General features: G+C 55.7%; 15 protein-coding genes. 7 read left to right on the top strand and 8 right to left on the bottom strand.

The window, feature by feature from the left end; all coding sequences use genetic code 11:
• From ACYVG7_RS00360 to ACYVG7_RS00350, 3 genes are all read left to right on the top strand, one after another.
• Positions 1 to 2,589 (top strand): VWA domain-containing protein (locus ACYVG7_RS00360; protein WP_460881274.1); only part of this gene is annotated, 2,589 nt, incomplete at its 5' end.
• 164 nt (positions 2,590 to 2,753) lie between these two features.
• Positions 2,754 to 3,341, top strand: coding sequence for a hypothetical protein (locus ACYVG7_RS00355; RefSeq protein WP_460881273.1), 588 nt, complete (start codon positions 2,754 to 2,756; stop codon positions 3,339 to 3,341).
• Positions 3,342 to 3,396: 55 nt separating this feature from the next.
• Entirely contained in the window at positions 3,397 to 4,095 is a 699-nt protein-coding gene (locus ACYVG7_RS00350) for an SIMPL domain-containing protein (RefSeq protein WP_460881272.1), read from the top strand.
• 75 nt (positions 4,096 to 4,170) lie between these two features.
• Here ACYVG7_RS00350 and serA read toward each other — a convergent pair whose 3' ends face one another.
• Positions 4,171 to 5,400 carry a phosphoglycerate dehydrogenase gene (serA, locus tag ACYVG7_RS00345; RefSeq protein ID WP_460881271.1) on the bottom strand — a complete coding sequence of 410 codons (1,230 nt, stop codon included), beginning with the start codon at positions 5,398 to 5,400 and terminating at the stop codon, positions 4,171 to 4,173.
• Between the two features lie 231 nt (positions 5,401 to 5,631).
• Complete coding sequence (locus tag ACYVG7_RS00340) at positions 5,632 to 6,189, bottom strand: cysteine hydrolase family protein (RefSeq protein ID WP_460881270.1); 558 nt, start codon at positions 6,187 to 6,189, stop codon at positions 5,632 to 5,634.
• Between the two features lie 95 nt (positions 6,190 to 6,284).
• Between ACYVG7_RS00340 and ACYVG7_RS00335 the strand changes: the two genes are divergently transcribed.
• From ACYVG7_RS00335 to ACYVG7_RS00325, 3 genes are all read left to right on the top strand, one after another.
• Entirely contained in the window at positions 6,285 to 6,617 is a 333-nt protein-coding gene (locus ACYVG7_RS00335; protein ID WP_460881269.1) for a DUF1496 domain-containing protein, read from the top strand.
• Between the two features lie 136 nt (positions 6,618 to 6,753).
• Positions 6,754 to 8,082: a LapD/MoxY N-terminal periplasmic domain-containing protein gene (locus ACYVG7_RS00330; RefSeq protein ID WP_460881268.1), complete on the top strand. Its 1,329-nt coding sequence runs from the start codon at positions 6,754 to 6,756 to the stop codon at positions 8,080 to 8,082.
• Positions 8,039 to 9,013 carry a TAXI family TRAP transporter solute-binding subunit gene (locus tag ACYVG7_RS00325; protein ID WP_460881267.1) on the top strand — a complete coding sequence of 325 codons (975 nt, stop codon included), beginning with the start codon at positions 8,039 to 8,041 and terminating at the stop codon, positions 9,011 to 9,013. The genes ACYVG7_RS00330 and ACYVG7_RS00325 overlap by 44 nt, the downstream gene beginning before the upstream one ends.
• Positions 9,014 to 9,022: 9 nt before the next feature.
• Here the strand turns inward: ACYVG7_RS00325 and ACYVG7_RS00320 are convergent, their stop codons facing one another.
• The 6 genes from ACYVG7_RS00320 to ubiG all read right to left on the bottom strand — a co-directional run bounded on the left by ACYVG7_RS00320 (position 9,023) and on the right by ubiG (position 15,506).
• Positions 9,023 to 9,715, bottom strand: coding sequence for a transglutaminase-like cysteine peptidase (locus ACYVG7_RS00320; RefSeq protein ID WP_460881266.1), 693 nt, complete (start codon positions 9,713 to 9,715; stop codon positions 9,023 to 9,025).
• 157 nt (positions 9,716 to 9,872) lie between these two features.
• Positions 9,873 to 10,229 (bottom strand): class I ribonucleotide reductase maintenance protein YfaE, encoded by a 357-nt coding sequence (yfaE, locus tag ACYVG7_RS00315; protein WP_460881265.1) that lies wholly within the window; start codon positions 10,227 to 10,229, stop codon positions 9,873 to 9,875.
• On the bottom strand, positions 10,213 to 11,343 hold the full coding sequence (nrdB, locus tag ACYVG7_RS00310) for a class Ia ribonucleoside-diphosphate reductase subunit beta (RefSeq protein WP_460881264.1): 1,131 nt from the start codon (positions 11,341 to 11,343) through the stop codon (positions 10,213 to 10,215). Before nrdB ends, yfaE begins: the two co-directional genes overlap by 17 nt.
• 77 nt (positions 11,344 to 11,420) lie before the next feature.
• Positions 11,421 to 13,691 carry a class 1a ribonucleoside-diphosphate reductase subunit alpha gene (gene nrdA, locus ACYVG7_RS00305; RefSeq protein WP_460881263.1) on the bottom strand — a complete coding sequence of 757 codons (2,271 nt, stop codon included), beginning with the start codon at positions 13,689 to 13,691 and terminating at the stop codon, positions 11,421 to 11,423.
• Between the two features lie 430 nt (positions 13,692 to 14,121).
• Positions 14,122 to 14,802: an HAD family hydrolase gene (locus tag ACYVG7_RS00300; protein ID WP_460881262.1), complete on the bottom strand. Its 681-nt coding sequence runs from the start codon at positions 14,800 to 14,802 to the stop codon at positions 14,122 to 14,124.
• A gap of 5 nt (positions 14,803 to 14,807) precedes the next feature.
• Positions 14,808 to 15,506 (bottom strand): bifunctional 2-polyprenyl-6-hydroxyphenol methylase/3-demethylubiquinol 3-O-methyltransferase UbiG, encoded by a 699-nt coding sequence (gene ubiG / locus ACYVG7_RS00295; protein WP_460881261.1) that lies wholly within the window; start codon positions 15,504 to 15,506, stop codon positions 14,808 to 14,810.
• Between the two features lie 162 nt (positions 15,507 to 15,668).
• Between ubiG and gyrA the strand changes: the two genes are divergently transcribed.
• Positions 15,669 to 18,440, top strand: coding sequence for a DNA topoisomerase (ATP-hydrolyzing) subunit A (gyrA, locus tag ACYVG7_RS00290; RefSeq protein ID WP_460881260.1), 2,772 nt, complete (start codon positions 15,669 to 15,671; stop codon positions 18,438 to 18,440).
• The last annotated feature ends 79 nt before the right edge of the window (positions 18,441 to 18,519 follow it).

Below are 18,519 nucleotides of genomic sequence, written 5' to 3'. Positions count from 1 at the left end.
ACCAGTCTGGGCGAGAGCTTCAGCGTGGTCCTGGTGGATGACGACAACACCTCGCTGACCCAGAGCCTGGATGTGACGGTGGCCGACGATGCTCCGGTCCTTACCTCGGTCGAGTCTGCTGCTCTACTGAACAGCGATGCTGGCTTTGCCTCTGGATCCTCGGTCTTGAACCTGGGTGCCGATCAACCGGCGATAGGTGATTTGACCGGCAATATTCCGGGATGGGATGGCACCAGTGTGACTTATGCCCAATCGTCCCTGACCTCTAATGAAAAACCGGTCTACTTCTTCGTGGATCCGAATAATCCAGAAACCCTGTTTGCTTACACCAGTGAAACGGCGGGTGCTTATGATCCTGATTCATTGACACAGTCCCTGATCTTCACCCTGGATTATCAGGAGTCTGGTGATTACGCCTTGACCATGGACGGTAAACTGGATGCTCCGACTCAAGAGTTTGGGGCCTCATTCTCCACTACCATTGGTGGGAATCAGGATTACTTGGTGGTCACCAACACAGGAGGCATTTACAAACCCGGTGCTACCATTCCGGATGGTCAGACTGTGGTCATGATGATTGATTCTGCTCCGGGTGTAACCGTGAATTCCAGTCAACAAGGTCTGGGGGCTGACGGTCAGTGGATTGAGGGCGATGCGGTCATCAATTTCAACTTCACGACTCCAGTTGTCAGCGCTGAGTTCAAGATCGATATTCAGTCCGTGAACGAGGGTGCTGACACAACGAATGATGTCGATTGGGTAGTTCACGGCACCGATGCCAATGGCAATCTGGTGACCGAAAGCGGAACAACCCCCTTCACCGATGGCGTCATGACCCAGATCCCGACCACATTGACCCACATTACCAAGGTCGAGTTGTCGGATCATAGCGATCTTGACGGCAGTAGTTTCCGGGTGAGTGGTTATGAGGTTGTCGATCGGGTTGATGAGGAGCCGTTTGATAAGTCGTTTGTGGTTGGTGTGACGGATGCGGATGGTGATACGGCGAATGGTCAACTGACAGTTACCTTCAACCCGGATGGTGACACTCAGTTACTCGTCGGTTCGAATGCCAATGATGTTGCTGGTAGTTCAGCTCGCTTCATCACGACGGCAGATGCCGGAGCCATTGCGACAGGGAGTGGTGATGACATTCTGGTGGGCGATGAAGGGCGTAGTAGTTTGGTTGGTAAGAGCGTCAATCTGATACTGATGCTGGACACATCCGGCAGTATGGACTCCAAGATCAGTTTTGATGGTGGCCATAACAACACGACCCGTCTGGAGGCCATGCAGGATGCAGTGAATAACTTGCTGGCTAATCTAGCCGGTGGGGCTGCCGATCATGTGCGGGTTCATATCATCGACTTCGACAGTACTGCGACCAGTCTGGGTTCGTTTGATGTCAAAGATGGTGAGCTGACGGCGGCGGAACAGGCAGTTAATCAGCTGAAAGAGGGTGGTATAACGAACTACGAGGCAGCCTTGCAAGCGGCGTTGAACTGGTTAGGCTCAAGCGGAAGTGATGCGCCGTTAACTGGGGCTAATGTCATCAACCAAGCCATCTTTATCTCCGATGGTCAGCCCAATAGTTGGCTGATAGGGAATAGCTCCGATTTGGCTAATTACAAGCACCCGGACGGTTCAGAGGCCGAGGCTCTCAAGCAGATTTTGGGACTGTCTGGATCCGATAGCGTCAATGAGGTCGCCTTGTTGGAACAGTTGTTTGCCCAGATCCAGGCCATTGGCATCAATGTTAGTGCCAATGATCTGAACGTTCTGAATCGGGTCGAAGGCGAATTGGCGAATGTAAGCCCTGACGCGGCCACTAATATCACCACCGCTCAACAGCTCGATGATGTATTGGCGAACCTGGATCCATCATTGGTATTGCGTGACGCCGGTAATGACCAGCTTTCTGGTGATGGCGGTAATGATCTGCTGTTCGGTGATGCACCCTTTACCGATACGCTGGCACATAATGCCGGGCTTATGCTGGCGGCTGGCGCAGGCTGGCAAGTCTTTTCCGAACTGGAGGCGGGTCAGAGTACGGTCGATGGTTATGATCACTGGACTCGCGCCGATACCGTTGCTTACATCCAGAATCATGCCGAGGAGTTAGCGCAAGAATCGGGTCGTAATTTAGGCAATGATATCCTGGATGGCGGCGCCGGTAATGACTATCTGTTTGGTCAGGAAGGCGATGACCAGCTCGATGGCGGCGTGGGTAATGATCAACTGTATGGCGGTTCCGGTAGTGACGAGATGACGGGCGGTAACGGCAATGATGTCTTTGTCTGGTTGAAGGGGGATGCTGATAAATCAACCGATACCATCACTGATTTCACCATCGGTCATGACAAGCTGGATCTGGCCGATGTCTTGAACGATCCGACGGGTAATCTCTCCAACTATCTGTCCGTTACCGGCAGCGGGGACGATGCTCTGGTCAAGGTTTACAGTGCGGGTAATGCCAGTGGTGGCGGCACTGCAAATTTGACCATTGTTCTGGACGGTTTGGCCTCAACGTCTACCGAGTTGCAACAGTTGCAGGATTATCTGCTCAATCAGGATGGAGTCATCAAGTAAATCGTGGGCAACGGATTGGGCTCTCGGGCCCAATCCGGATAGTCCTTGGTCGGTTAGCATGAGTTGTCGAGCGATTGGTGCACAAAGCAGTTGCTTGCCAACTGATGAATTGGTTAACTAGCGGCGAATTGATGTGGGTATTTGATGGCGTTTCGGGAGGCCGAGTGGCGATGATTAACTGGCTGGAAGTAGAAGGCGTTCGCTATGAAGGGCAAGGGGATACGATCCATTGCCAGACGGCGGTTGGCTTCCATTCTCAGTTGCCGGGCCACACGCTGGATGGACTGGAGGTTGCCGATGCGCAGGGTAATCCATTGGGATACCTGAGCGTTGACTTTGAATCGGGGAATTTGGCGATTTCACCTTTGGCCTCGACGGCGGAGTTGGCCTCGACCCAGATCCTGATGTCCGATGAGAGTGGTGTGCATGCGATCAGCCTGCACGAGATCGAATCGTCGCCTATGGATTTATCCTGGTTGGCAGCAGAGTCAGATTTTTTGGATCCGGCTGTGTTGGCGGCACCGCTGGAGCCGCAGGAGAATTACACCTTAGCGTTATCCTCGGTGGTGTCAGATGGTGACGAAACTCTGGATGCTTTTTTTGGCGAGAGCTCGACTCACGAGATCCCGGCTCATGAGGTACTGTCAACGGACACCTCGTTGCAGATGACATCCGTGTATCTGGAATATGGCGTCGAACCGCTGCATATGCCGTTATTGCCTGAACATACCGATTTACATCATCTGTTCTGATCGGTGTTCTTGTTAACACCTACCTATCTATGACTCTGCGATGGAATAACCTGTCATGCTGAAAACTAGTGCTCTTCTTACTTGCCTGTTTATCTGTGCGGTTCAGGCTCAGGAACAGGGCGTTCCGGCGAATGCACCCCATATAGTGACCACCGGAAGTGCGGAAATTCGGGTACCAGCCGATATGGCAACGCTGGATTTTTCGATTAGCTTGTTGGAAAAAGAGACCCTCAAGGCTCGGCAGGCGGTGGATGCTCGGGTGGCGGCGTTTGTGAACGCCTTGGAAGCTGCCGGATTTAAACGCCAGGATCTGGTGGCGGGTAATCTGCAATTAAGCCCTGAGTATGTGTATGCCGACAATCAGAAGCCCAAACCCAATGGCTATCGGGCGACACGGGAAGTGAGTGTACGCCTCTACCAGTTGGAGCGTGTCAGTCAGATCATCGATGTGGCGTTGAAAGCTGGCTTGGAATCGGTGCAACGGATCCAATATGGTGTGCGTGATGAGACTCGCTATCTGAATCAAGTGCGCCAGCAGGCCATTGAGGATTCCAAAAGTAAGGCGAACGAACTGGCCAAGGCCTATACCATGACGCTGGGTAAGGTTTATTCGATTCAATACAATACCACGACGCCACAACGCCCCATGGTGATGGGGAAGATGATGATGGCAGAGGCGGCCCCGGCAGACAGCTATATTGCCGATGATATCCGTTTTAGTGATAACGTCAGTGTGGTGTTCAATCTGGAGTAATGCCGCGGATTGTTTAAATTCAAGCCATAAAAAAAGAGCCCTTGCGGGCTCTTTTTTGTGCATCCAAGTACAGGATTAATGCAGGATCCGGGCGCGGATGGTGCCATCGATTTGCTTCAGACGTGCGAGGGCCTCTTCGCTGCGTTCCGTTTCAACATCAATGACCACATAGCCGATGTCCGCTGTGGTTTGCAGATACTGACCGGCGATGTTGATCCCTTCGTCGGCAAAGGCTTGGTTGATCTTGTTCAACACCCCGGGCTGGTTGCGGTGAATGTGCAGCAGACGGCTGGAGCCGCGATGCTCGGGCAGCGAAACCTCCGGAAAGTTGACCGCCGACAGCGTGGAGCCGTTATCGGAGTACTTCACCAGCTTGCTGGAGACTTCCAGGCCGATGTTCTCTTGAGCTTCCTGAGTGGATCCACCGATATGGGGGGTCAGCAACACATTATCGAAAGCTTGCAACGGAGAAACAAACGGCTCGCCGTTGGCTGTCGGTTCAACGGGGAACACATCGATTGCGGCTCCAGCCAGATGACCACTGGCCATGGCGGCGGTCAGGGCCGGTATATCGACCACGGTACCGCGTGCGGCGTTGATCAGGATGGCGCCAGCCTTCATCTTCGCCAACTGGGCTTCACCGATCATGTCTTTGGTCGAGGCAGTCTCAGGCACATGCAGGGTGATGACATCGGACATCGCCAGCAGTTCATCCAGGGTGGCAACCTGAGTGGCGTTGCCCAAGGAGAGCTTGTTCTCTATATCGTAGTAATAGACTTTCATGCCGATGCTTTCGGCGATGATCGACAATTGAGTGCCGATGTGACCATAGCCGATAATGCCCAGCTTCTTGCCGCGAGCTTCGACGGAGTTGTTGGCGCTCTTGTCCCACTCGCCGCGGTGAGCCTTGGCATTCTTGGCCGGGATACCCCGCAACAGCAGCAGGATCTCGCCCAGCACCAGTTCGGCCACACTACGAGTGTTGGAAAACGGCGCATTGAAGACCGGGATGCCACGCGCCGCAGCTGCTTTTAGATTGACCTGATTGGTACCAATGCAGAAACAACCAATGGCGACCAGCTTCTGTGCGGAAGCCAGCACTTGTTCGGTCAGGTTGCTCCGTGAGCGGATACCGACGAAATGAACATCCCGGATTTTTTCAATCAGTTCAGCTTCTTCCAGCGAGCCTTTGATGTATTCGATATTGCTGTAACCAGCGGCCTTGAAGGTGTCGACTGTGTTGGGGTGTACACCTTCCAGCAGCAGGATTTTGATCTTGTCTTTTTCCAGTGATACTCGGCTCATTTCGGTCCCTCATGCGCAACGTTATGGATGCAACGTCAAGTCACTCAGCTTGTCGTTCCATGTCTGGTGAGGGGAGTAAACTAGCAAAAAATAGCAATGTTGGGCAATCAGCTTTCGGTGCCGGAGTGCAGTTTCCTCCGGCATTTCCATGAGGACGGCGCATCTTGGCACCCGATGACCGGTGGTGCCTGAACAAAATATCTGCGGTTGTCGCGCTTGGTAGGCAAACGTTTACGAGGTCAGGTACTCCATCACCCGTTCCGTGTTCAGTAATTGTACCGGGTCGGGGATCAGTAAATTCTGCCACATGAAGTTATGGTGCTCGATGATGCGAGTTGCTTCCAGATGGGGGCGATTAGCCGTGGTATGGGCATCTTCAACGGCGATGAGTTGATAATCGAGACTGGCGGCGGCACGCAGTGTGGTATCGACACAAAAATCGGTGGCACAGCCTGTGATGATGAGACGGCCAACGCCCAGTGAATAGAGCAGCGGCTGCAGCCCGGTGCGGTAAAACGCATCACAAGCTGTTTTGCGGATCAGGTGATCCGTGGGTTCACGGTGTAGTTGTGGCAATAAGTGCCATCCGGCGGTATGAGGCTCTAAGGCATCATCCGTCGGGCCATCATGTTGAATAAACACCACGGGCGTGCTTTGCTGATGACAAGCATCGATGAGCAGATTGATATTGGCGACGACACTGGCGCTGCGGTATCGACTTTGTTCCGAGGCAAAGAGTCCCTGCTGCATGTCGATGACCAGCAAGGCTAGGCGGGAATGAGTTAGCATGCTCAGCTCCAATTGAGATGAGATGCCATGCTAGCAGAGCCGACTGCGGCCCGCTATCTCGGGTCGGGCACCTGGAAACACAATAGGAAAATAATATGATTGCATCACGTTGGTTGTTCGCCATGTTGCTGGTTGCCAGCAGCTCTTTTGCTGCTGATTCTGTGGTGGTGGGTACTGACAGCGCCTCCGGAAACACCATCATCTCGACGGGGCCGCGTCGTACCGACGTGCTCATTCCGGTGGATGGCACCGCCGAGCGAGTGTGCTGGTTTGATGGACAAAAGTTCTCTAAAGGCGCTCGGATCAAGGCCGGAGATGAGTGGTTAGTCTGTGCTCGGGAAAATGATTATGAAACCAACGGTAGCTTGAGCTGGCGAGCGGCCGCCGAGCTGTCGCAACAGAGCGGCAGTAAAATCCAGATCAATTAGCGTCAGCTGGGTGATGGCTGAGCGTCAATAAGCGGGAAAAGAGTACAAGATAAGGTTTAAAACGCCTCCAGCTTGTACATTTGTTGCTCTGTTTTCTAGTCTTTGGGAAGAGATAAAGCTCTGACAGGAAATGAGCATGACGCTTTCCCGATTATTTAATGTCTGCATGATGGTCATCTTGCTATTGGTCACCTTGTTACTGGTGCGGGTCCAGATCAGCATGGTGCGGGATTCCATTCATGACCAGATGGCCGCGAATTTGGAAACCGCATCAACCTCGCTAGGCTTGGTGTTGCAAGGGGCCTTTTTAGGTGGCGATCCTGTGATGGCGGAAACCATCGTCAATGCGATGTTCGATGGTGGCTACGTCAAGTCCATCCGGTTAGTGGATCCGGATGGCAAGGAACTATTCAAGCGTGAGTTTGCTGATGATGAGGCATCCGCTCCGGATTGGCTGGTGCAGATGTTGGCATTTCCCCGCACCGAGCTATCCCGTGAAATTACCGATGGCTGGAATGTGCTCGGTACCTTGCACATCGAAGGTCACCGCGGCTATGCCTATGGCTACTTATGGCGAGCCGTGCAGTCGCAGCTGTGGATCCTGGGAATTGGTTTGCCTCTGGCCGTCGTGGCGATAGCGCTTCTGGGCCATGTGCTGTTGCGACCATTGCGCCGTGCCATCATGCGTATTGCTATTTTATCTCTCAATCACCTCCCGGGTACCCTACCGGGCTCTGCCATCCGCGAACTGGATGCGTTAGCCCAGTCCGTCAACCAGCTGATCCAGGAAAAACATCGCAACTACCTGCGTCGTAAACTAAAGCTGCTCAGGTGGCGGCAAAGTCTGGGGTTCCATAAATCGCCTCGGGTTGTTACCTCCCTGACTCCACCTAGCCAATTCAGATCTACCCAGGGCGATATGTTGCTCTATCAACGACTGCCGATCCCGATGTCGACACTCTTGACCTGGCGTCAGAGTGAGAGTCGGGATTCTGAACGCATCTGGCTGGAGTTTCAGCGGATATGGCCTCTTGCGTTGGCAGAGCCCGGGCGCGGGGTGCCGATTGCATTAACATTACTGGCGGATCCCTGGTGGCCGCAGTTACGCGCTTTGTTATCGAGCCAAGGCCCTTTGCAACTGGAGTGGCAGGCCACAGCGGATGCCTTGCCTGAATGGTGTTTTGAGCGGTTGTTCGAACTCTCCCGATTGGGGTTTATCCATCAGCTAGGCAATTTCATGGCCGATAAATCCAGTTTCCTGCTGCTGGAAAAAATGCAGCCACAGTGGGTGATTACGCCGTGGCAGCCCGATATCCCGCCAGCCTATTGGATTTTGCATAATGTTACTGTCCATGATCTGGGGGCCGGGGTGTTGCTCGAGGACGCACCGCAGACGGAATCGCTGCTGGAGCTGGAGTTTAATGGCTATTCATTGGCGGGAGGTGGCGATGGGCTCACCTCTTAATCGGCTCCTCTTCGGAGTGCTTCTCTGGAGCCTCAGCCTGTTGAGCTGGGGCGCAACGCGAGGACCGATCGTGATTGCCGGTGGCGATCTGAACGGCGTCTATTTCCAGATCGCGGGCGAGTTTTGCCGTTTGGCCTCGCTGGACAATCCGGATCTGGTCTGCTCTGTGATGCCGAGCGCTGGCTCGACTGAGAATTTGCAGCTGTTGCGTGAAGGTCTGGTCAATTTGGCGCTGGTCCAAGGGGATCTTCTGTATTGGGCGCAGCGCGGCGAAGGTCCCTATCAGGGACGAGCTATCCCGCAACTACGCTCTGTGATGGCGACTCATGCCGAGCCGTTCACCTTGATGGTGCTCAGTACACAAACGGCCAATCTGGCCTCACTACAGGGTAAGCCGCTCTATCTGGGGGCTGAGCATTCAGGCTCGCGAGCCACGGCCTTGCTGGTGCTCAAACAGTTGGGATTACCCGATGTGGAGCAGCAGGAAGTTGCGGTTGATGACCCGATGACGGCACTGTGCGAGCAAAAAATCGCGGCCTGGGCTATGGTCATCGGTCATCCTAACAAACAGGTATTGGATACGGTCAAGCGCTGCGCCATTCGCTTCGTTCCCATACTACCGAGGAATAAGCCGGGGGCGGCCGAAAAGTATCCCTTTTATCGCGTCAGCCAAATTCCGGGACGTCTCTACCCCGGGGTGCTGACCAATACGCCAACCTTGGCATTGCCAGCCATCATGGTGACGACGGATCGCATGGACGATCAGTTGGTCAGTGGGCTGATCACGGGCTATTGGCAACACCGTAAATCCTTTAACAAGAAAGTATCGGCCTATGCCAATCTGTTTTGGCTACCTGCCCATATGCAGCAAGCGGCCATGCTTATTCCCATGCACCCAGCTGCCGCTCCTGCGCTAGCGGGCCTGCGTTAATCCGGATGATTACAGAACCATGCGTGGCGATTTGAAGTTACCGTTGCCGATGCGACTACGATAATCGGTCCACAGTTTGAGCCGATCCGCATCACCGACCAGTTGCGTTTCTTTGCGCTGATTCATGATCCACAGGCTCTTGGCATCAAAGCTGTAAACAGGGAATAGATCCGGACGCTTGCTGGCTGGATATAAGGCGGCTTTGATATTATCCAGCACCAATGGATCGGACTTCTTGGTCGGGTAATAAGCCAGCACCATATGAAATTGGTTGTAATCCAGCGCCTTGACGTAGACCAGTCGCAACTTCTCCTCGGCAACCCCCAACTCCATCAGGGTGTAATACTTAGCCAGGCTGTAATCTTCGCAGTCGCCACCGCGCGCCCCTAAAAACTCCAGCGGGCGTGCCCAGAAATCATCCTTTCCCCACAGACGCTGATCCGGTACGTAGATCAGTTGATTGAAGAAGTTGTTGACGCTCTCGATCTTGCTGCGCTCGGCCATACTCTCCTGACGTTTCAGGGTGGCGAGCCATTGATCGATGCGCGGTAGTACGGCGGCACCGTAGGTTGCCTGGAGTTGATCCCGGAGTGTTTGCTGGCGCAGATAGGTTTCCAACGGTGAGTCGGTGGCTTGTGCGACGCCACACCATAGGCCGGTGAACAGACTTCCGAGCAATAGCAGTAGAGAGTGATGAGACATAAGTGCCAATCCCGAGGCTATCAATACTCTCTTGAGCTTAGGATCCCCACCTGACAAGTCAAAACTCGCGGTCGCGAACCATGGCTGATGCCGTGTGTACCAGTGCGGATATTGCGGGGCGAGGGAGAGCGGGGAATACGCCAGTCTGTGGTCAGCCTCAGGCCAGTGGCATGACCACCTCGCACGACGGCTCTGCTGCCGACTGTGCCACTTCAACCTGCAGGGAGATTGGACCCCGGCTTTGGCAGCAACAGGGCAATACTTGACCTGGCCCGACATAGGCGAGCGGTGGGGAGGGATAAACCAGATGTGCGGCTTGCTCCGGCTGCGCCAGCTGCAAGCGACAAGCACCGCAGTAACCGCTGCGGCACTGATATTCGACGGCATGTCCGGTACGCTCCAACGCGGTGAGCAGGGTCTCACCGGGCTGGAGTTTGAAACGGCCGCGCGGAGTGATCAGCATGGGGTCCGTCATGATGCGCTCACGGTTGGGGTCGTTACAGGCTGAAGCCATCCAGATCACCGGCGTTCATTTCGCTGTCGATCTGGCCGACTAGATACGAGCTGACCTCCACCTCTTGTGGCGCAACCTGCACATTGTCGGAGCTGAGCCAGGCATTGATCCAGGGCAGGGGGTTTGGCTTGTCGGCGAAGGGAGGGGTCAGTCCGACGGCCTGCATGCGCACATTGGTGATGAACTCCACGTACTGGAACAGTATGTCCCGATTCAGACCAATCATGGAGCCATCCTTGAACAGGTATTCGGCCCACTCTTTTTCCTGCTCGGCGGCGCGTAAAAATAACGCCTGACTCTCGTCACGACACTCGGCGGCGATTTGTGCCATCTGCGGATCATCCTTGCCACTTTGCAGCAGGTTGAGCATGTGCTGAGTGCCGGTCAGATGCAGGGCTTCATCCCGGGCAATCAGCTTGATGATCTTGGCGTTGCCTTCCATCAACTCGCGCTCGGCAAAGGCGAATGAGCAGGCAAAGCTGACGTAGAAGCGGATCGCCTCCAGCGCATTGACACTCATCAGGCACAAATAGAGTTTCTTCTTGAGCTCATACAAGGAGACCTGAACAGTTTTGCCGTTGAGCAGATGTTCTCCCTCGCCAAATTGCTGCCAGAGCTGGGTGGCGGCAATCAACTCATCGTAATAGCTGGCGATATCATCGGCCCGCTTGATGATCTCCTGGTTGACCACGATATCGTCAAACACCAGCGCCGGATCCTTGACCAGATTGCGAATGATGTGGGTATAGGAGCGGGAGTGGATGGTCTCGGAGAAGGCCCAGGTCTCGATCCAGGTCTCCAGCTCGGGCAGGGATATCAGCGGCAGCAAGGCCACGTTTGGACTGCGGCCCTGGATCGAGTCCAACAGGGTCTGGTACTTGAGATTAGACAGAAAGATATGCTGCTCGTGAGCAGGCAGAGCCTGATAGTCGATGCGATCCCGCGAGACATCGACCTCTTCCGGGCGCCAGAAGAAGGAGAGCTGCTTTTCGATCAGCTTCTCGAAGATTTCATGCTTTTGTTGGTCGAAACGCGCCACATTGACTGTCTGCCCAAAGAACATGGGTTCTTGCAGCGAATTATTGGCGGGTTTGCTGAATGTACTGTAAGCCACGGTCTGGATCCTTCAAGGCTATCTCACGGGTTTCATTGGCCTCATGGCTATCCCCTCCGCAGAGGGGATACCGGGCATTAAATTTTGCAGGCACCGCCCGCGCAGCCATCATCCTGGGTCTGCTGGGCATCATCGGCACCATCACGGGTGTTGTGATAGTAGAGGGTCTTGATGCCGAGCTTGTAGGCATTGAGCAGATCAGTGAGCAACTGCTTCATTGGTACCTTGCCACCGTCAAAACGCGATGGATCATAGCTGGTGTTGGCCGAAATCGACTGATCGACAAACTTTTGCATCACCCCCACCAGTTGCAGATAGCCTTCGTTGGAGGGCTGGCTCCACAGCAGCTCGTAGCGCTCTCTCAAGGTGGCGTAGTCGGGTACCACCTGACGCAGAATGCCATCCTTGGAGGCCTTGACGCTGATGAGTCCCCGTGGTGGCTCTATGCCGTTGGTGGCATTGGCGATCTGGCTGGATGTCTCGGAGGGCATCAGCGCCGTCAGGGTGCTGTTGCGCAGGCCGTGAGTGGTGATGGCGTGGCGCAGGCTCTCCCAGTCCAGTTGCAGCGGCTCGGCACAGATGGCATCCAGATCCCGCTTGTAGCTATCAATCGGCAACACGCCCTTGGCATAGGTGGTTTCATTGAAACGCGGGCAGGGGCCAAGCTCCTTGGCCAGTGCTACGGAGGCCTTGAGCAGATAGTACTGAATAGCCTCGAAGGTTCTGTGGGTCAGGCCCAACGCGGAACCATCCGAATAGCGTACGCCGTGTTTGGCCAGGTAGTAGGCGTAGTTGATGACGCCAATCCCCAGCGGACGTCGCCACATGGCACCATTTTGTCCCGCCGGAACCGGATAGTCCTGATAATCGAGCAGTGCATCCAGGGCGCGAACGGCCAGATCGGCCAAATTTTCCAGTTCATCCAGCGAGTCGAGAGCCCCCAGGTTGAAGGCCGACAGGGTGCACAGGGCAATCTCGCCATTGTCATCCCGCAAGTCGTTCAGCGGCTTGGTCGGCAAGGCAATTTCCATACAAAGGTTGCTTTGCCGTACCGGTGCCACGGCCGGATCGAAGGGGCTGTGGGTATTGCAGTGATCGATGTTCTGGATGTAGATACGCCCGGTTCCGGCTCGCTCCTGCATCAACAGGGAGAAGAGCTCGACCGCTTTGATGCTCTTTTTCCGGATCGCAGGGTCTGCCTCATACTGCAGATACAGGCGTTCAAATTCGACCTGATCGGCAAAGAATGCATCGTACAGGCCGGGGGCGGCCGAAGGGCTGAACAGGGTGATGTTGCCGCCCTGGATCAGACGCTGGTACATCAATTTATTGAGCTGCACGCCGTAGTCCATGTGGCGCACCCGGTTGTCTTCGACACCGCGGTTGTTCTTCAGTACCAGCAGGGATTCCACTTCCAGATGCCACAGCGGGTAGAACACGGTCGCCGCACCGCCGCGTACACCGCCCTGGGAGCAACATTTCACCGCGGTCTGGAAGTATTTGTAGAACGGGATACAGCCAGTATGGAAGGCTTCGCCACCACGGATCTCAGAGCCCAAAGCGCGGATCCGACCGGCATTGATGCCGATGCCCGCTCGTTGCGAAACATAGCGCACCACGGCCGAAGCGGTGGCGTTGATGGAATCCAGGCTGTCATCACACTCCACCAGCACGCAGGAGCTGAACTGGCGGGTCGGCGTACGGACGCCTGACATGATCGGCGTCGGCAAAGAGATTTTGAAGGTGGAGCAGGCATCGTAGAAACGGATGACATACTCCAGGCGAGTATCCTTGGGGTAACGGGAGAACAGGCAGGCGGCAACCAGCATGTACAGGAATTGCGGACTCTCGTAGATGTCGCCGGTGACGCGGTTTTGCACCAGATACTTGCCTTCGAGCTGCTTGATGGCGGCATAGGCAAACAGCATATCCCGCTCATGATGCAGGTGGCGATCCAGCTCCTGGAGCTCCTCGGCGCTGTAATCCTGCAGCAGATGAGCATCGTAACGGCCTTCAGCCACCAGTTTTTTCACATGCTGATACAGAGGCGGCGGGGTGAATTCGCCATAGGCCTTCTTGCGCAGATGAAACATCGCCAGGCGCGCAGCCAGATACTGGTAATCCGGGGCATCGGTGCTGATGAGATCGGCGGCGGCGCGGATCAGGGTCTCGTGAATATCGGCTGTCTTCATGCCCGCATAAAACTGGATATGGGCGCGCAACTCGACTTGGGAAACCGAGACATTATCGAGCCCTTCGGCAGCCCAGGTGACCACGCGGTGGATCTTGTCCAGATCCAGGGGTTCAGTGCGACCGTCGCGTTTGGTGACTAGCAAATTGGTGTTCATTCCCGTACCCATTCCTTGTTGTATGCCGGCCGTGTCGGCGCGGTGAAGTCTCAGGAACACAGCGATGCGTGATCAGGACTATGCCCGAGGGCCCCGGAGACAGCGGGTGACGGTAGTGCCAGGAGCTGGCATGCATCACAAGGCGCGGGGCAGGATGCAAACAGGGTGCATCCCTGGTGGGCGATGTCGGTGATAAATACTACATCTAGTGTTGTTGTGGTTTCGAGGCACAACATAGCGGGCATCGACGGCTGCTGCAAGGGACTGCCGCGGGGACGAGTTGTGGATAGATCTTTACAAGGCCCGTACAAAGCGGCTTTGCGGTGGTTACAAAAAAATACATTTTTTTTTCATGTTTAGCCTTGCGCCAATAGGTGGCTCAGGGAAGCGCCAGATTGGCGCACGACTTGAGTGTGGATGGGGCGCCAGATCAGTGAGGGACTAGCCACCGGTGCAAGGCGGCTACATCATCAAAGTTCCAGTCGGCCCCCCATTCGGTCGTCGCTTCTGCTGGGTCCATATAACCCCAACCGGCAATGGCGGTCCGCATCCCGGCGGCGCGTCCGGCTTCGATATCGCGGATGTGATCGCCGACATACAAGCACTCTGCTGGCTCGACGCCGAGCTGGGCGCAGGCATAGAACATAGGATCGGGATGGGGCTTGCGCACCGGCAGGGTGTCGGCGCTGACAATCACGCCGCAGTGGGGTAGCTCCGCCACTTGTGCCATCAAGGGCTCGGTGAGAAACGCCGGTTTGTTGGTGACGATTCCCCAACGGATGCCTTGGGCGTTGAGCCAGGCGATAAACTCCGGCATGCCCTGGTAGGGACGCGTACCTTCGTAGAGATGGGCGGCGTAGTAATCCAGCAGGGCTTGCCGCAGGGCGGGGGTATCCATGCGCGCCAGCTGCTCCTCGCCAAATCCAGCCTTGAGCAGTCCCAAGGCTCCATCGGAGGCGATGCGGCGGATCACTGTGTCCGGCAGTGGTGCCATGCCCTCGCGCTGGAGGACATGATTCACTGCCGCACCCAGATCGGGGGCTGTGTCGAGCAGGGTGCCATCCAGATCAAACAGGACAGCGGCAAAGCGCGGAGCAGCAGAGTGTGACATCAGAATTACTCCGGTTTGTGGCAGTGCAGCATGTAATTGACATCCACCTTGTGGGTCTGGCTGAACTGGCCCAGCAGCGGGTTGTAGCGCACGCCGCGCATCTGTTTGAGCTGCAAGCCAGCCTGTTCTGCGAAGCGGGCGAGCTCCGCCGGTTGGATGAATTTTTTATGATCATGGGTACCTTTAGGAACCATGTTCAGCAGGTATTCAGCGCCCACGATCATCAGCAGCCAGGATTTCGGATTGCGATTGATGGTGGAGAAAAACAGCTGACCGCCGGGTTTGGCCAGCCGTGCGCAGGCGCGCACCACAGATGCCGGATCCGGCACATGCTCCAGCATCTCCATACAGGTCACCACATCGAATTGCCCCGGTTGCGCTTCGGCCAGCGCCTCGACGGTCCCCTGGTGATAGTGAACCTCGATGCCGCTTTCCAGGGCATGCAGGCGGGCGACCTGCAGGGGCTCCTTGCCCATATCCAGGCCGGTGACTCGAGCGCCCTGACGGGCCATCGCCTCGGAGAGGATGCCGCCGCCGCAGCCTACATCCAGGATCTGTTTGCCAAACAGGCCATTGCTGTGCTCGGCGATCCACTCCAGACGCAAGGGATTCAACTGATGCAATGGTTTGAATTCACCCTCCAGATCCCACCACCGGCTAGCAACGGCTTCAAATTTGGCGATTTCCTGATGGTCTACGTTCATGGCGACAGCTTCCTAAACGGCATAGTGGGAATGGCGAGCCATTATAACCAAGCTCTCGCCCTGTGACAGCAAGCCATTCTGGATGCTGGGGAATCACCCATTTTTGTGCTAGAATGCCGCCCTTATGCTTTCAAGTAGATTGAAGTAGGGACCTAGGGTTATATGAGTGAGCTGGCCAGAGAAATCACGCCAATCAACATCGAAGATGAGTTGAAGAGCTCCTACCTGGATTACGCCATGAGCGTCATCGTGGGTCGAGCTCTGCCGGACGTGCGAGATGGTTTAAAGCCTGTGCACCGTCGTGTCCTGTTCGCCATGCACGAACTGGGTAACGACTGGAACAAGGCCTACAAGAAATCGGCCCGTGTGGTCGGTGACGTAATCGGTAAATATCACCCGCACGGGGATATTGCTGTTTACGACACCATAGTGCGGATGGCACAAAATTTTTCCATGCGCTACATGCTGGTCGACGGTCAGGGTAACTTCGGTTCCGTGGATGGCGACTCCGCGGCGGCGATGCGTTACACCGAAATCCGGATGAACAAGATCGCCCACGAATTGCTGGCCGACTTGGACAAGGAAACTGTGGATTGGGTGCCGAACTATGACGGCACCGAGATGATCCCGGCGGTGATGCCGACCAAGATCCCCAACCTGCTGGTCAACGGTTCGTCCGGGATCGCGGTCGGGATGGCGACCAATATTCCGCCCCACAACCTGACCGAAGTGGTCGAGGCGTGTCTGGCGCTGATCGACAATGGTGAACTGACCATTGATGAGCTGATGCAATATGTGCCGGGTCCGGACTTTCCGACTGGCGGTATCATCAACGGCCGCTCCGGCATCATCGACGCCTATCGCACGGGTCGTGGCAAGATCTATGTCCGCGGCAAGCATCACATCGAGACCGATGAGAAAAACGGTAAAGAGAGCATCATAGTCACCGAGTTGCCGTACACGGTGAACAAGGCGCGTCTTATCGAGAAGATTGCGGAACTGGTCAAAGACAAGAAGCTCGAGGGCATCACAGCCCTGCGCGACGAGTCGGACAAAGATGGGATGCGGATGGTGGTCGAGTTGCGCCGCGGCGAAGTCGCCGAGGTGGTGCTCAACAACCTGTATGCCCATACCCAGTTGCAGAACGTGTTCGGCATGAACATGGTCGCCTTGGTCAATGGTCAACCCAAGACCTTGAACCTCAAGGAGATCTTGGCCGCCTTCATCGACCACCGTCGTGAAGTCGTCACTCGTCGTACCGTATTTGAACTGCGCAAGGCGCGGGATCGTGCCCATATCTTGGAAGGTCTGGCGATTGCGCTGGCCAACATCGATGCCATTATCGAGCTGATCCGGAACTCACCGAGCCCGGCGGAAGCCAAGGCGGGTTTGATTGCTCAGGCTTGGGCTCTGGGATCCGTCGCTGCCATGCTGGAGCGTGCCGGTGATGATGCCGCACGTCCTGAGTGGCTGGAGCCGGAATACGGCATCCGCGAAGGCCAATACTTCCTGACTGAACAACAAGCGCAAGCCATCCTCGATCTGCGTCTGCACAAGCTGACAGGCCTCGAGCATGAGAAGATCCTGGATGAATATCAGGAACTGTTGAACCAGATCGCCGAACTGTTGCGCATTCTGAACAGCCCGGCACGCTTGATGGAAGTGATCCGTGAAGAGCTGGAGCTGGTGAAGAGCCAGTTTGGCGATGCGCGTCGTACCGCCATTCAAGCGGCAAGCATTGAAATCAATATGGAAGATCTGATCACTCCGGAAGATGTGGTGGTGACGCTCTCCCATGAAGGCTATGTGAAGTATCAGCCGTTGTCCGACTATGAAGCCCAGCGTCGAGGAGGCCGCGGTAAATCGGCCACCAAGATGAAGGAAGAAGACTTCATCGAGCAACTGCTGGTGGCCAACACCCACGACACCATTCTGTGCTTCTCCACGCGCGGCAAGGTGTACTGGCTCAAGGTCTATAATCTGCCGGAAGCCAGCCGCGCCGCACGTGGTCGCCCCATCGTTAACCTGCTGCCACTGGACGAGAACGAACGGATCACCGCGATCCTGCCGGTCAAGTCCTATGACAGTGACAAGTACGTGTTCTTCGCCACCGCTGACGGTACCGTGAAGAAGACGGAACTGTCGGCCTTCTCCCGTCCGTTGAGCTCCGGTATTCGTGCCATCACGCTCAAGGATGGGGATGAACTGATTGGTGTCGATATCACCGATGGCAGCAACGAGATCATGTTGTTCTCCGATGCCGGTAAGGTGGTGCGCTTCGCTGAAGGTTATGCCCGCGGCGACGCAGACAGTGACACCGATGATGACAGCGAAGAGCTCGAGACTGAGTCCGAGAGCGATAGCTCTGAGGCGGTCGAAGGCGCTGATAGTGCGGAAACCAAGGTCAGCACCAAGGGCGTCCGCCCAATGGGCCGGACCGCAACTGGGGTTCGTGGTATCAAGCTGGCGAGCGGTGATCGCGTGGTGTCGCTGATTGTGCCTCGTGAGGATGGCGCCATCCTGACGGCTACGGCCAACGGTTATGGGAAACGGACTGCCTTGTCCGAATACCCGACCCGTAGTCGTGGTACTCAGGGCGTTATCTCCATCAAGGTCGATGAGCGCAATGGTAAGGTCGTCGGGGCCGTGCAGGTGACTGAGCAGAATGAAATCATGCTCATCACCAATGCTGGAACCCTGGTGCGTACCCGCGTTACCGAAGTGAGCATCATCGGTCGGAATACCGGCGGTGTCCGTCTGATCCGTACCATGGAAGGCGAAGAGGTGGTAAGCCTCGAACGTATCGCCGAGCCGGTGGTCGACGAGAGTGACGAGTCGTTGGTCGATGATGCCATCGAGACCGGGATTGATGCGGAAGCCAATACCGACGTCGAAGGCGATGCGCCAGCCACCGAACAGGATGCTGACGAATAACGTCTGATGACACGAGGCGGCCTGCGGGCCGCCTTTTATTTATCCATCATTTGGTCAATGCCGGGAAATGGCATCGACC

It is taken from the genome of Pseudaeromonas pectinilytica (assembly GCF_054780855.1).
Note: the sequence above shows the minus strand (reverse complement) of the source record. Positions and strands in the feature narration are given on the sequence as shown.